Genomic DNA, 13,926 nt, shown 5'->3' with positions numbered 1-13,926 from the left:
CTTCGATCGACGTCCGTGGAGGTCAGATGAGTACCGAGCAGACCCGCGCCAACGCCGCCTCTCCCGGCGGCAACCGCTGGCTCATCCTGATCGGCGGCGTCCTCGTCCAGTTGGCGATCGGTGCCGTCTACGCCTGGAGCACCTTCAGCAAGGCGCTGCAGGCCGACGAGTCGGCCCTGGCCCTGACGAAGGTGCAAGCCACGATCCCCTTCGAGGTCGCGATCGGGATGATCTTCGTCGGGACCTTCCTCGGCGGACGGATCCAGGACCGGCGCGGGCCGCGACTGGTAGCGCTCACCGGTGTCGTCGTCTACTCCCTCGGCATCATGCTCGCGAGTTTTGCCCGCAGCAGCTCCGACCTCTGGCTGCTCGTCCTCGGCTATGGCGTGCTGGGCGGCTTCGGCCTCGGCCTCGCGTACATCGTGCCGATCGCGATGCTGCAGAAGTGGTTCCCCGACAAGCGGGGTCTGATCACCGGTGTCGCGGTCGCCGGATTCGGTTTCGGTGCCGTCATCACCTCCCCGTTGGCGCAGCGGATGATCGCCGGCAGCGAGGACTTCCAGCAGTACCCGACCAAGGTGTTCTTGTGGCTTGGCCTCGCCTACCTCGTGGTGGGGCTGCTCGGCGCCTCGGTCTTCCGGAATCCGCCCGAGGGCTACACCGTCGCTGGCGCAGAGACGAGCGCCAAAGACAAGGGAGAGAAGGCGGCCGCCGGTCGGGACTTCACCCAGGCCGAGGCGCTGCGCACCCCGCAGTGGTACCTGCTGACCGCGATCCTCACGCTGTCGGTGACGGCCGGGATCTCGCTGATTTCGGTCGCGGCCGGGACCGCTACCGACGTCGCCGGATTCAGCGCCGCTGGCGCGGCGACGCTCGTCGGCATCATGGGCCTGTTCAACGGCGCGGGGCGCATCCTCTGGGCAGCGATCTCGGATCGCATCGGGCGCATGCCCGCCTTCGTCGGCATCCTCGCGATCCAGGGCATCTGCCTCATCGCGATCCCGCACGTCGGCAGCATCGCCCTCTTCTACGTCCTCGCCGCCTTGATCTACACGTGCTACGGCGGTGGCTTCGGCACCATGCCCTCGACGGCCGGCGACTTCTTCGGCGTGAAGAACGCTGGCGCGATCTACGGCCTCATGCTGATCGGGTGGTCCATCGGCGGCGTGGCAGGCCCACTGCTGATCTCGGCGCTGATTGGTGAGGACAAGGCGTACACCCTTGCCTACACCGTCGTCGGCGTGATTGCTCTCGCCGGTGCGCTGATCCCCCTCATCACCCGCAAGCCGAAGCCGCCTACCGACGCCCCCGCGAAGGCTGCCAGCGCGGCCTAGCGGACCTCGACCACGACCCCGTCGCCAAGGGAGTCCGCGGCCACGGTGTGTCCGACCACCGGCGCCCCCGGGATCTCGCCAACGACGAGCAAGCCACCGGAGGTCTGAGCGTCGGCGAGGAGGATGAGCTCCTCTTCACTCATCCCCGCAGCAGCCAGGTGCGGGCGGACCCAGTCGAGGTTGCGGCGCGAGCCTCCGGGGACGTGGCCGGCGGCCAGCGCCTGCCGGGCGCCATCGATATAGGGCACCGCTGCGGCATCCACCTGAGCAGCGACCCCGGAAGCGCGGCACATCTTGTATAGGTGCCCCAGCAGCCCGAAGCCGGTGACATCGGTCGCCGCTCGCGCGCCGCTGTCGACGGCCGCTCGCGAGGCATCCCGGTTGAGAGTCGTCATCACCGCGACCGCCTCGTCGCTGCGCTCCCCCGTGCTCTTGTGGTGGTTGTTGAGCACCCCGAGGCCGAGCGGCTTGGTCAGGCTGATCGGCAGTCCAGGCTCCGCGGCGTCGTTGCGCAGCAACCGTTCCGGGTCTCCGGTGCCGGTGACCGCCATCCCGTAGATCGGTTCGGGATTATCGATGCTGTGGCCGCCGATCACCGGGCACTGCGCCTGGGCGGCCATATCCCGGCCGCCCTGGAGCACCTCGGCGAGAAGCTCCTGCGGGAGGACATCGCGGGGCCATCCGACGAGGTTGATCGCCATCACGGGCGTCCCGCCCATCGCGTAGATATCGGACAGCGCATTGGCCGCGGCGATCCGACCCCAGTCGTAGGGGTCATCAACCACCGGGGTGAAGAAGTCGGTCGTCGAAATCACGGCCAGCGAATCCGTCACCCGGACCGCCGCCGCGTCATCACCATCGTCAAGGCCCACCAAGACCTCGACAGCGGGTGCGTCCAGCGGATCGTGCAGACGGGCGACGAGCGCTTCCAACTCGCCGGCGGGAATCTTGCAGGCGCACCCCCCGCCGTGCGCGTACTGGGTCAAACGCTTGTCCAAGGCAGCGGTGTTCACCCGCCCGACCTTAGATCAGGGCGAACCTAGATGGCAGGGGGCACTGGGCGTCCAGGTACCGTGACCTGCGGAGGCGTCTGGGTTCCTGGTGGGCCCCCCGGTCTTCAACACCGGTGAGGCCGAGTATCTCGGTCTGGCGGGTTCGATTCCCGTCCGCCTCCGCCACCAACCTCCGATCGGGAAGGAGCGCGATGACCGACCCGCGCCGTGCGATCCCTCGCACTGACGTCCTACTCGCGCTCCCCGAGGTGCGTGCGGCCCGCGATCGCCTCGGCGAGCATGTGGTGCGGGCCGCGGTGTCCGAGGCCCAAGGCCGCGCGCGGGCGGGCCAGATCGCCGCGAGCGATGTCACGGCCGAGGTCATCGCGTCGCTGCGGGCCCACCGAAGCGGCATGCGGCCCGTGCTCAATGCGACCGGGATCGTGGTGCATACCAACCTGGGGCGGGCCCCCTTGTCGGACACCGCCCGCGAGGCCTTGACGAGGGCGGCGGGCTATGTCGACGTCGAGCTCGACCTCGTGTCCGGGCAGCGGTCGCCGCGCGGGGTGAGCACTCGCGAGGCCTTGCTGCGGGCTTGCCCGCAGGCCGAGGACGCGCTGGTCGTCAACAACGGCGCCGCTGCCCTCGTGCTCGCTACCACGGCGCTGGCGGCGGGGCGCGAGGTCATCGTGAGCCGCGGGGAGTTGGTCGAGATCGGGGCCGGCTTCCGACTTCCCGACCTGATCGCCTCGACTGGTGCTCGGCTCCGCGAGGTCGGGACGACGAACCGCACCCACCTGCAGGATTACGCCGATGCCCTGAGCCCGGACACCGGATGTGTGCTGAAGGTGCACCCCAGTAACTTCCGCGTGGAGGGGTTCACCGCGGACGTGTCGGTCGAGCAATTGCGCGCGTTGCTCGATCGACGAGCCCACGACGGGACCCTGGATGCGCCGATCCCCCTCGTGGTCGACCTTGGGTCCGGCCTCCTCGCTTCGGAGCCGGCGCTGCCCGACGAGCCCGATGCGGCCGGCACCCTCACGGCCGGTGCAGATGTGATCACGGCGAGCGGGGACAAGCTCCTCGGTGGACCACAGGCCGGGATCGTCCTCGGGCGCCAGGACGTGATCCGGCAGATGGCCCGGCACCCGCTCGCCCGCGCCGTGCGAATCGACAAGCTTGGCCTCGCGACGCTCGAAGCCAGCCTTGATGGAGCGAGCACTCCCGTCCGAGATGCCCTGCGGGCCGATCCGCAGCGCTTACGAGAGCGAGCCGAATCTCTCGCCGCAGCCCTCGCGTCGACCCATCCTGACCTCCAGATCGAGGTCGTCCGCCACGACGGCCGGGTCGGCGGGGGTGGAGCTCCGGGCGTCCCGTTGCCGGGCTGGGCGGTCGCCCTTCCTGAAGAGTTCGCGCTCTCCCTTCGTCTCGGCGAACCCGCGATCATGCCTCGAGTGCACGGTGGGCGCTGCCTCCTCGACCTCAGGTGCGTCCCCGAGCCCAGCGATCGGGCGCTGACCGCTGCTGTCCTTGCGGCTCTCGCGACCCCGGCCGGGGACCGCCGAGCGTGATGAGGTCCTTCGTCGTCGCGACGGCCGGGCACGTCGACCATGGCAAGAGCGCGTTGGTCCGCGCCCTCACCGGGATCGAACCGGATCGGTGGGAGGCCGAACGGCGGCGGGGCCTCACCATCGACCTCGGTTTTGCCTGGACCACGATCGACGTCGGCGGCACCGAGGCCGAGGTCGCCTTCGTCGATGTCCCCGGGCACGAGCGCTTCCTCGGCAATATGCTCTCCGGGCTCGGGCCCGCACCGGTGGTCTGTTTCGTCGTCGCCGCTGACGAAGGGTGGTCAGCGCAGTCCAGCGACCATCGTGATGCCATCGCTGCCCTCGGGATCAACCGCGGGGTCATCGCGATCACGAAGACCGACCGCGAAGAGGCCGATGTCGCGGCGGTAACGCAGCAGGTTCGTGCCGAACTGAGGCGTACCGGCCTGGCGCAGGCTCCGGTGGTGCCCGTCTCGGCAAAGACCGGGACCGGACTAGAGGCGCTTCGGGAGGCCCTCGGGGAGGTCCTCGCCGCCGGGGCCCTGCCGGATCCCGGAGGGCGGATCCGCCTGTGGATCGATCGAGCCTTCAGCATCGCGGGGGCGGGGACGGTCGTCACGGGGACGCTGACGCAGGGCACCGTCCGGGCCGGCGATGAGCTGGAGCTCGTGACGGGTCGCGGCCGGTCTCGCGTCGCGGTTCGCAGCGTGCAGCACCATGAGCACGAGATCAGCGTCGCCTCGCCGGTCAGCCGCATTGCCCTCGCCCTTCGCGGCGTCGCGGCCAGCGAGGTGACGCGCGGTGATGTCCTCCTGACCCCAGGGGCGTGGTGGAGCACCCGAGCAATCGACGTCCGCGTCGATCTCGACGAGCACGGGGACACCCCGCGGCTCCCCGAAAAAGTTCTCGCCCACCTGGGTTCGGCGGCGATCCCGGCACGGGTCCGGCCGCTCGGTGGCGACGGGAGTCGCCATGCGAGGCTCATCCTGAGTGACGAGACGTCGCCGGACCTGCCCCTCACGCGCGGAGACCGACTGGTGCTGCGCGTCCCAGGGGGTCAGCGTCCCTTGACCGGAGCGCTCGTGCTCGACGCCGACCCACCAGCCCTGACCCGCCGAGGCGACGCGCGGCGCCGGGCCGAGGCGCTGGCGACCGACCCGGGCGGGCCGCCCGATATGCGCCGAGAGGTCTTGCGTCGAGGAGCGGTCTGCATCGATCACCTCCGCCTGCTGAATCTTCTCGAACCGGCTGTCCCCGACGGTGTGCTGACGGTCGAGGGGTGGCTTGTCGCCGAGGAGCGGCTTGACCAGTGGCGAAGGGAGTTGCGTGAGTCCGTGGCCGCAGATCACGCCCGTGACCCGCTCGCCGGCGGCGTCACCTTCGGAGCGATCGGCGCTGCCTTCGATCTCCCGACGCCGGCGCTGATCCCGATGATCGCCGAGCAGGATGGGCTCGAGCAGGACGGCCGCCGGGTCCGGATTCGACAACAGACGAAGGCGCTCGGGCCCGCCGAACGATCGGTCGCCACCCTCGAGGCACGCCTCGCCGCGTCCCCCTTCGATGCTCCCGACGCCAATGACCTCGCTGCGCTCCGGCTCGGTGCTCGCGAGCTCGCCGCCGCCGAACGCGCGGGCCGGCTCCTCCGCCTCGATGGGGCGGTGGTGCTCCTGCCCGACGCCCCAGAGCGGGCCACCCGAATCCTCGCTGAACTCCCCCAGCCGTTTACGACCAGCGAGGCTCGCCAAGCGCTCGGCGTGACCCGGCGCGTCGCCATCCCCCTTCTCGAGCACCTGGACGCCATCGGGGGCACGCACCGGATCGATGGCAGCCACCGCGAGGTCCGCTCCTCACCGCGTCACCCGAGCTGACGAGTCAGCAGGACCGAGACGAGGGGCACGATGCCCGTCGCGATGAAGGCGGGGAGGAAGCACAACCCCAACGGCAGGACGAGCAGCACGCTCGCCCGGCCGGCGGCCGCTTCCTGCTGGCGGCCCTCGTCCTCGCGCAGCGTCCCGGCCGCCTCGAGAAGCACATCTCCCGCTGACGAGCCACACTCCTGGGCTAAAGCCATCGCCACGGCGACCGGACGCCAGGCCGAGGAGGCATATGACCAGGCCTCCTCCGTGCTGCGGCCCCACCGCAGCGCTGCCGTCACGCGGCCGAGATCGCGCCCCACGGCGGGTCCACTGAGCCGCGCCACCTCGTCCAGCGCCTCGGTGACGCCGCGTCCGGAGCGCAGAGCGAGAGCGAGGAGCACCGTCGCGTTCGCCAAGGCGTCGACGGTCAATGACTCGCCCTCGCCCTCGCCCTCGGCCTCCCTCGCACGCGCTAACGCCACCGTGGACCCGCGCGCTGGCCAGATGAGGATCCCGGCCAGGATGAGCAAAGCCGCCGTCATGCCGTCACCGGCCGATGGGCACGTCTTAAGACCGCCCGGCCCACGAGCCACCCGGCGCCGGTCAACAACACCCCGACCAAGAGCGAGGCCGCGGCCACGGGCGAGGCGGTATAGAGCTCCCACGGAGGCATCCCGAAGGCGAGGCCTGCCAGCATCCCCACCAGCGGGAGCATCGTGAGGACCATCATCGAGGCCCGGGCTCCTGCCGTTGCCGCGTCCAGGCGCCGCCGGGCGGCGACCCGTTCGCGCAGCACCGTCGCCGTCGTGGTCATCACGGGCGCGAGCGGGACCCCCAGCCGCTCGTTCATCGACCAGGCCGCAGCGCAAAAGCCAGCCTCCGGCCAGTGCCCCGACCAGCGCTGCCAGACCGCCGCCGCGGTGTCGCCGTCGACCAGCGCGCCCTGCACCTCTCCTAGCAGGTCTGCGGCCTTGCCGTGGGTGTGTCTCCGACTCACATCCACGGCCCGAAGAGGGTCGGTTCCTGCGCGCAGGGCCATGGCAAGCAACTCGGTCGCCCTTGCCAACTCCTCGAGGTCGCGCCGTGCGCCTGCTCGGCGCACCCGCCAGCCGTTCGCGCGCTGTGGCTCGAGGCCGGAGCGATCCCTCCACGCCCCGCCCCCACTCGGCCAGGCGAAGACGGCGAGGATGATGAGCACAGCCGCGGTCACCACCCCACCTCCCGCACCGGCCGTCCCTCCAGATCGGTCACCGACTCCACCACGCGACGTCCGTGGCGGCGCCGTAAGTGGATGACGATGCTGATCGCGCCGGCCAGTTGAGCGTGGACGGCGTCGCGGCTCATCCCCGCGAGCGCTCCAAGGGCTTCGAATCGAGCGGGGACATCCTCGGCCCGGTTGGCGTGGAGGGTGCCGCAGCCCCCTTCATGACCGGTGTTGAGCGCGAGAAGAAGGTCGCGGACCTCGGGCCCGCGGACCTCCCCGACCACCAGTCGATCGGGCCGCATCCGCAGCGCCTGCCGCACGAGATCGACCATGCTGACGAGCCCCGCACCCTCGGTATTGGCCTGACGTGCCTGCAAACGGACGACATGCGGATGGTGGACTCCGATCTCGGCGACGTCCTCAACGATCAGGACCCGCTCTCGGTCTGGGATCTCGGCGAGCATCGCGCCGAGAAGGGTGGTCTTGCCCGTCCCCGTCCCGCCCGTCACCACGTAGGCAAGCCGCTGGCGCACGATGGAGCGCACCAGGCGCGCCTGGTCACCATCGAGCATCCCCAGACGGACCAAGTCGTCGAGCCCACCTCCCTGGTGCCGGGGGACCCGCAAACTGATGTGCGCTCCATCGTTGACCAACGGCGGGAGGATGGCGTGCAACCGCACCCCGCGTGGCAAGAGCCCGTCGACCCACGGCTGAGCGTCGTCGAGGCGCCGCCCGGCGAGCGCGGCGAGCCTGGTGGCGAGGCGACGCACCTCTGCCGGGCCGCCAATCTCGATCTCTGGTTCACGCGTGACACCCTCGCCGCGATCCACCCACACCGCTCCATCGCCATTGACCAGCACATCAGTGACGCCCCGATCGCAGACGAGCGGCTCGAGGGGACCGAACCCGATGAGCCCCGAGCGCAAGTGCGTCCCTCGGCGGCTCGCCCCCACGACGCCGAGGCGCACGCCGTCGTGTGCGACGACCTCGTCGATCGCCTCGTCGCTCGGCGGGACACCACCGCGGATCTGCCGTTCGACAGCCTCCCCCTCGGGTCGTAGCTCGCGGCTCATCTACGACGCCCTTCGTCCCGTGAGGTCCTCGCGGCGCGCCCTCAGGTCGAGCCCGAAGGCGTCCACCGTGGCCTCGACGACCTCGCCAAGACTGCCCCGCGGGCGCGGATATCGCCCCCGCGCCTCATCGCGCACCACCGCGGGGTCATCGCGCACATGGTCAACCCACGGAATCTCGAGATGAGCGGCGACCGACTCTCCGACGGCGCGAGCGCGCCGCGAACCGCGAGTCACGATCAGGGCCTCACCACGCGCTCGCCCCAGGTCACGGACGAGGCGCTCACCATCCCGTAGCCGCCGCGGCCTCGTCCCGACGAGGAGCAGCAGATGATCGGCCACTTCCACCCACGGATGGAGAGCACCACGCGCGCCATCGATGACGACCACCGCCTGCTCGGCGAGCGCCGAAATGACCTCAATGATCACGCTCGGGCTCGGGCGCAGGTCACCCCCCGCGGACAAGACGGCGACATCTCCCGCGGCGGGCAATGCCGCGATCAGGCGAGATCCCTCCACCGGCCCCTCCACCGCGCCGAGATCGCCCCACCGAAGGCCTGGCTCATGCTCGATCGCCGCCGTGCTGTCGATCCCACCGCCGTGGAGATCGCCATCGATGAGGACCGCCCGTCCCCCGCTGCTCACTCGCGCGGCGAGCGCGGCCGCGAAGGTCGACGCGCCGAGCCCACCGGATGCCGCGAGGACGAGGATCACCGGATGCATAGGCACCAGAGTGGGCGGATCACCACCACGGGCGAAGGCCGCGGGCGAGGCAGTGGACAACGCGAAGACGGCGAGCGCGCCCTGTGGACGAAGCCCAGGCACCCGACATAAGGGACGGCCCCGGTCGGGGGGGAGCAACCGGGGCCGTCAACGCTCCAGGCCCCGGGGGGAGGGATCTGGTGCGCGTCGCTCAACCCGAAGGGAGCAACAGGTCAATAGTGAGGCCTCACCACCCCAGACGCAAGCAGCGCGAGCCACCCCCGTCGAGCGGTCACAGCACTAACGGCACCGCTCACCGAGGAAATCGTCAGATAAGTCGCCCGGCCCGCACCGAGTCAGCTACCCTCACCCCTTCGCCAGCCCCTTCCACGACGGCATCGCCGCAGTGCCGCAGCCACAACAACACGCCCTCGCGCCCCCCGGTGGCGTACGCGGTGAGTGAGCCGAGGTAGGCCGGACCGCCTTGCGCACCGTGCCCTGCCTCCGGGACCGCGACACCGGTCGGGTCCAGCCCGGTCGCTTGGATCAGCGCGCGTTCGACTGCCCGCGCCACCAGCCCGTTGCCGACGACGAAGGGACGCGTCGTCGCGATCTCCGCGTGCACGATCGCGGCCACCACCAGCGCAGGAGCGTGCTCGGCGGATCGCATCAGATCGACGATCCCCGCCATGCGTGCCTGCAGTTCGACCCCGGACGGTGCCGGACCGAGGTCGGTGAACTCCCGGCACACCTCATCGCCCATCCGCGGGCGCCCCAACTCCTCGGCGGCATCGACCAACTCGGCAGCGGCGGCCGTGTGCAATCGCGCGAGCGCCTGACCGGGCGCGGTCGTGATGAGGCTCGCGAGGTGCTCGGTTTCGGCGGTCGCCGCCATCGCCCCGTGGATCACCCGCTCCGCAGGATCGGGCTCCGGCGAACGCTCCCGCGCCCCCCTCATGAGATCGCGCACGACGCTCGCCGACGACCGCGCCCCTTCGAGTTCACCGCTGGCCCAGGCTCCACGAACCCGGGATTCGGCCGCCGCCTCCGGGATCCGGCGCCGCAGCGCCTCATGCCAGCGCAGCGACGTGCAGGCATCCCTCGCGCGGTCGCTCGCGGAGGCCACATCGGGGATGGCTGCGAGTTCCTTCAGCGCGGTGACGACGGGCGAGGACGAAGGGGGCATGGCAGGCACCTGGCCAGGGTACGTTGGCGGCCATGACCTCCGGCGTGCACGCTCCGACCGCCGCCGTGGTCCTCGGCACGGTCGCGATCCTCGCGCTGCTCGTCTGGGCGGTGCGGTCACGGCATCGACAGCCCGGCTTCGTGTCGGTGACCGATCAGGCGACCTACCAGACCTTGCATACGGCATCGACCGCCGGGCGTCACCTGGCCGACGGGCTAACCGACGACGGGTGTCACAAGGCCGCTCCCCTCCTTCGCACCATGCTCGGGACCCCGGCGCTCGCCATCTGCGACTCTTCCTCGGTCATCGTTTGGGATGGCGCCGGCGACCATCACTTGCGCCATGTCATGCGTCAAGCCGCGCCGGCGATCGATCACGGCCGCACCGTCGTGCTCGGACCCGAGGAGGTGACCTGCGCCGATGCCGACTGTCCGGTGCGGTCGGCCACCATCGCGCCGCTGGTCGTCGACGGTCACGTGGTCGGCGCCATCGCCGCTTATGGCCCGACCGTCACCGCTGGCCTCACCCGCGCCACCGAAGAGGTCGCGACCTGGGTCTCCGCCCAGGTCGAACTCGCCGAGCTGTCCTACGAGCGCACGCGGGCGATGGAAGCCGAGCTGCGCGCCCTTCGTGCCCAAATCTCCCCGCACTTCATCTACAACTCGCTCGCCGCGATCGCCTCCTTTGTGCGCACCGACCCGCAACGCGCCCGCGAACTCCTGCTCGAGTTTGCCGACTTCACCCGCTACGCCCTGCGCCGAGGGGGTGCGTTTACGACCGTCGCCGAGGAACTGCGCAACGTCGAGCGCTACCTGGTCCTGGAGCAAGCCCGCTTCGGCGAGCGTCTTCAGATCACCCTGCGGATCGACCCCGAGGTGCTCCCCGTGCAAGTCCCATACCTCGCGATCCAGCCCCTGGTCGAAAACGCCGTCCGCCATGGCCTGGCGCCAAAGCCGGGGACCGGCAATGTCGTCCTCACCGCGACCGACGTGGGGACCGAAGCAGAGATCAGCATCGAAGATGACGGGGTTGGCGCCGAGCCCGGGGCGATCCGCAAGATCCTCGATGGGCAGTCCCGCGCGGACTCGGTGGGCCTCGGCAATGTCGATGCCCGCCTGCGCCAGGTCTACGGAGATCAGTACGGTCTGGCCGTCGAAACCCAGGTCGGGTCGGGCATGAAGGTCATTTTCCGAGTGCCCAAGTATTCCCCGGCGGTGGACACATCGTCCTAGTCTGAACCCCATGCCCCCAGGCAATGATGCCGCCCCAGCCGCCCTGACCGTGCTCGTCGTGGATGACGAGGCTCCAGCACGCAGCGAACTCGCATGGCTGTTAAACCAGGACGACCGGGTCGGTCGGGTGCTCACGGCCGCGAGTGGGACCGATGCCTTGGCGGCCCTTGAGCGCGAGCGCATCGATGTGGTCTTCTCCGATATCTCGATGCCGGGCCTTGACGGGATGCAGCTCGCTCGGGTCATCAAGCGCTTTACCGAACGGCCCCACATCGTCTTCGTGACCGCCCACGACAGCCACGCCGTCGACGCCTTCGACCTCGACGTCGTCGACTACGTGATGAAGCCCGTGCGCCCCGAGCGGATCGGTGAGGCGGTGCGCCGGTGCCTCGTCCAGTCCGAGCGCGCCGCGCCCGCCGAAACCCCCGAGTCCGACGAGACGATTCCGGTCGAGCTCGGCGGCGTCACCCGCTTCGTCGCCCGCAGCGAGATCCAGTACGTCCAGGCCCACGGCGACTACGCCCGCCTGCACACCCCGACCGGTTCGCACCTCGTGCGGATCCCGCTCGCGACGCTCGAGGAGCGGTGGGCCGAAGCGGGCTTCGTGCGGATCCACCGCTCGACCCTGGTCTCGACCCGTCATATCAGCGAGGTCCGGATGGATCGAGGTCGGTGCACCGTGGTGGTCGATGAGGCCGTCCTCCAAGTGAGTCGGCGCCACACCCGGCAGTTACGGGCGACCCTGCTACGGCCCGATCGCACCGAACCCGACCGCCGGTGAACCAGTCAATCCCTCCCGCGCGGGTCCGGGTCACCGCCTCACGCCAGCGCCCCCGGGCACCGCGCCGTCGCAGCGTGCGCGATGAAATCGACGAGCAGAGCCCGCTCGGTGCCACCTACGTCGACTCGTTGATTCGGGCGCAACGGCGGCTCGCCCTTCGCACCCTCGGCCTCGGCGCCGCCGCTCTCGGCGCTCTCCCTCTTCTGTTTGCGATCATCCCCGCGACCCGAGAGCTGACGATCGCCGGCGTGCTCTTCCCCTGGTTGGTCCTCGGGATCGCGATCTACCCCGCCGCGATCATCACCGCCCGGGCCTATACGCGCGCGGCCGAGCGGATCGAGCGGCAGTTCACTCGGGTCGTCAACGACCGATGACATCGCCTTGGTCCCTCGTCGCGATCGGCGGCGTCTGCGTGCTCACGCTCGCCCTCGGTTGGCGAGGTCTCGGACGCGCGCGGGGGACGAGCGACTTCTATGTCGCGGGCCGGACCGTCTCTCCGTGGCGCAACGCCAGCGCAATCGGCGGCGAATACCTCTCTGCCGCAAGCTTCCTCGGGGTCGCGGGGCTCGTCTACGAGCGCGGCGTCGACATGCTGTGGATGCCCGTCGGCTACACGGTCGGGTACCTCGTCCTGCTCGCGCTGGTGGCGGCCCCTCTTCGGCGCTCCGGTGCGTACACCCTGCCCGACTTCGCCGAGATGCGGCTCGGGTCGCGGACCGTGCGCCTGATGTCCTCGGCGCTCGTCGTCGCGATCGGCTGGCTGTACCTCCTCCCGCAGATGCAAGGCGCCGGTCTCGCCCTTCGCCACGTGACAGGCTGGCCGACCTGGATCGGTGCTGCACTCATCGCCGCGATCATCACCGCGAACCTCGTCGCCGGCGGGATGCGCTCGATCACCCTGGTCCAGGCCGTCCAGTACTGGCTCAAACTCAGCGCGATCGCCATCCCCGCCTTCGTCCTGCTCTTCGTCTGGATGCGCGATGGTCGCCCGCAACCGGTCGCGGACGACGGATGGTGGCTCCCTCTCACGAACGCGGCACCGAGCCAGCATGCGCTCTTCATCACCTACAGCACCCTCGCCGCCCTCTGCCTCGGCGCGATGGGGCTGCCCCATGTCGTCGTGCGCTTCTACACCAATCCCGATGGGTGGGCCGCGCGCCGCACCACGGTGGCGGTGCTCGCGCTGCTCGGGCTCTTTTATCTCTTCCCGCCGGTCTACGGGGTCCTCGGGCGGCACTATCTCGAAGGGGGGTCGACCGACGGCTTCAGCGGCAGCGTCGTCCTCTCCCTGCCCGCCGCGATGATCGACGGGATTGGCGGAGACCTCCTCGCCGCGCTGCTCGCCGGCGGGGCCTTCGCCGCCTTCCTCAGCACCGCCTCCGGCGTGGCGATGTCGGTCGCCGGTGCCCTCGATCAGGATGTGCTTCGCCCGCTCCTCGCGCGCCGGACCGGTGGCGATTTCACTCCGGTGCAGTCGTTCCGCGTCGCCGCGGTGCTTGGCGTCCTCGCCCCCTTCGTGGTGAGCGGTTTCATCGGGACGGTGGGCATCTCGACGGTGATCGGCCATGCCTTCGCCATCGCGGCGGCGACCTTCGCGCCGATGCTGATCCTCGGAGTGTGGTGGCGTCACCTGACCGCGGCCGGAGCGGGAGCCGGCCTCGCCGTCGGGGGGATCAGCACCGCGACCGCCGCCATCCTCTCCCTGAGCCCGCTCCGCTTGGAGGGCTGGCCCGACGCCCTTCTCACGAGTCCCACGGCCTGGGCGACCCCGCTCGCGGTGGCCGTCGCGGTGGGAGTCTCCCTCGCGACCTCCGGCTCGGTTCCTCGCAACACCCCGCGCATCATGGCCCGCCTCCACACCCCCGAAGAAGTTCTCGAAGCGACCACTCATCGGCCCTAGCCCACCGTTCGGCGTGACGGAGGTCACCGCACGGCGCGCCCGATCTTTCGCCTACCGACCGTGACCGGAAAGCAGGCGCGCTTCTCGTGATCGGTGGGGAAGGGTGACCGCTGTCCCGA

At 70.4% G+C, this 13,926-nt stretch carries 13 protein-coding genes and 1 tRNA gene; 8 read left to right on the top strand and 6 right to left on the bottom strand.

Annotation, left to right across the window (positions count from 1 at the left end; genetic code table 11):
• Nucleotides 1–26: 26 nt before the first annotated feature.
• Complete coding sequence (locus tag AB8K43_RS02525; protein WP_370891014.1) at nt 27–1,334, top strand: OFA family MFS transporter; 1,308 nt, start codon at nt 27–29, stop codon at nt 1,332–1,334.
• Here AB8K43_RS02525 and selD read toward each other — a convergent pair.
• On the bottom strand, nt 1,331–2,332 hold the full coding sequence (selD, locus tag AB8K43_RS02520) for a selenide, water dikinase SelD (RefSeq protein WP_370891214.1): 1,002 nt from the start codon (nt 2,330–2,332) through the stop codon (nt 1,331–1,333). The two genes, AB8K43_RS02525 and selD, sit on opposite strands and share 4 nt — an antisense overlap.
• 84 nt (nt 2,333–2,416) lie before the next feature.
• Between selD and AB8K43_RS02515 the strand changes: the two genes are divergently transcribed.
• From AB8K43_RS02515 to AB8K43_RS02505, 3 genes are all read left to right on the top strand, one after another.
• Nucleotides 2,417–2,512: transfer RNA gene (locus AB8K43_RS02515), tRNA-Sec, on the top strand.
• Nucleotides 2,513–2,538: 26 nt separating this feature from the next.
• Entirely contained in the window at nt 2,539–3,897 is a 1,359-nt protein-coding gene (gene selA / locus AB8K43_RS02510) for an L-seryl-tRNA(Sec) selenium transferase (protein WP_370891012.1), read from the top strand.
• Complete coding sequence (locus tag AB8K43_RS02505) at nt 3,897–5,744, top strand: SelB C-terminal domain-containing protein (protein WP_370891010.1); 1,848 nt, start codon at nt 3,897–3,899, stop codon at nt 5,742–5,744. The genes selA and AB8K43_RS02505 overlap by 1 nt, the downstream gene beginning before the upstream one ends.
• On the opposite strand, the gene AB8K43_RS02500 is transcribed toward AB8K43_RS02505, so the two are convergent.
• The 5 genes from AB8K43_RS02500 to AB8K43_RS02480 form a co-directional block, all read right to left on the bottom strand.
• Nucleotides 5,732–6,274, bottom strand: a complete 543-nt coding sequence (locus AB8K43_RS02500) for a type II secretion system F family protein (RefSeq protein WP_370891008.1) — start codon at nt 6,272–6,274, stop codon at nt 5,732–5,734. The two genes, AB8K43_RS02505 and AB8K43_RS02500, sit on opposite strands and share 13 nt — an antisense overlap.
• Nucleotides 6,271–6,942, bottom strand: coding sequence for a type II secretion system F family protein (locus AB8K43_RS02495; RefSeq protein ID WP_370891006.1), 672 nt, complete (start codon nt 6,940–6,942; stop codon nt 6,271–6,273). The genes AB8K43_RS02500 and AB8K43_RS02495 overlap by 4 nt, the downstream gene beginning before the upstream one ends.
• Nucleotides 6,939–8,009, bottom strand: coding sequence for a TadA family conjugal transfer-associated ATPase (locus tag AB8K43_RS02490; RefSeq protein WP_370891003.1), 1,071 nt, complete (start codon nt 8,007–8,009; stop codon nt 6,939–6,941). Before AB8K43_RS02490 ends, AB8K43_RS02495 begins: the two co-directional genes overlap by 4 nt.
• On the bottom strand, nt 8,010–8,729 hold the full coding sequence (locus AB8K43_RS02485) for a hypothetical protein (RefSeq protein WP_370890998.1): 720 nt from the start codon (nt 8,727–8,729) through the stop codon (nt 8,010–8,012). It lies immediately after the preceding gene.
• 307 nt (nt 8,730–9,036) lie between these two features.
• Nucleotides 9,037–9,894 (bottom strand): Fic family protein, encoded by an 858-nt coding sequence (locus tag AB8K43_RS02480; RefSeq protein ID WP_370891212.1) that lies wholly within the window; start codon nt 9,892–9,894, stop codon nt 9,037–9,039.
• A gap of 32 nt (nt 9,895–9,926) precedes the next feature.
• Between AB8K43_RS02480 and AB8K43_RS02475 the strand changes: the two genes are divergently transcribed.
• The 4 genes from AB8K43_RS02475 to AB8K43_RS02460 are packed head-to-tail and all read left to right on the top strand — an operon-like array spanning nt 9,927 to nt 13,807.
• On the top strand, nt 9,927–11,126 hold the full coding sequence (locus tag AB8K43_RS02475) for a sensor histidine kinase (protein WP_370890996.1): 1,200 nt from the start codon (nt 9,927–9,929) through the stop codon (nt 11,124–11,126).
• 10 nt (nt 11,127–11,136) lie between these two features.
• Nucleotides 11,137–11,907 carry a LytR/AlgR family response regulator transcription factor gene (locus AB8K43_RS02470; protein ID WP_370890994.1) on the top strand — a complete coding sequence of 257 codons (771 nt, stop codon included), beginning with the start codon at nt 11,137–11,139 and terminating at the stop codon, nt 11,905–11,907.
• Nucleotides 11,904–12,281 (top strand): hypothetical protein, encoded by a 378-nt coding sequence (locus AB8K43_RS02465; RefSeq protein WP_370890990.1) that lies wholly within the window; start codon nt 11,904–11,906, stop codon nt 12,279–12,281. The genes AB8K43_RS02470 and AB8K43_RS02465 overlap by 4 nt, the downstream gene beginning before the upstream one ends.
• Complete coding sequence (locus AB8K43_RS02460) at nt 12,278–13,807, top strand: cation acetate symporter (RefSeq protein ID WP_370890987.1); 1,530 nt, start codon at nt 12,278–12,280, stop codon at nt 13,805–13,807. The genes AB8K43_RS02465 and AB8K43_RS02460 overlap by 4 nt, the downstream gene beginning before the upstream one ends.
• The last annotated feature ends 119 nt before the right edge of the window (nt 13,808–13,926 follow it).

This window comes from Janibacter sp. GXQ6167 (assembly GCF_041365945.1).
Lineage (GTDB): Bacteria > Actinomycetota > Actinomycetes > Actinomycetales > Dermatophilaceae > JBGFSK01.
The sequence above is the reverse complement of the archived record's forward strand: the minus strand, read 5'-3'. Positions and strand labels throughout refer to the sequence as shown.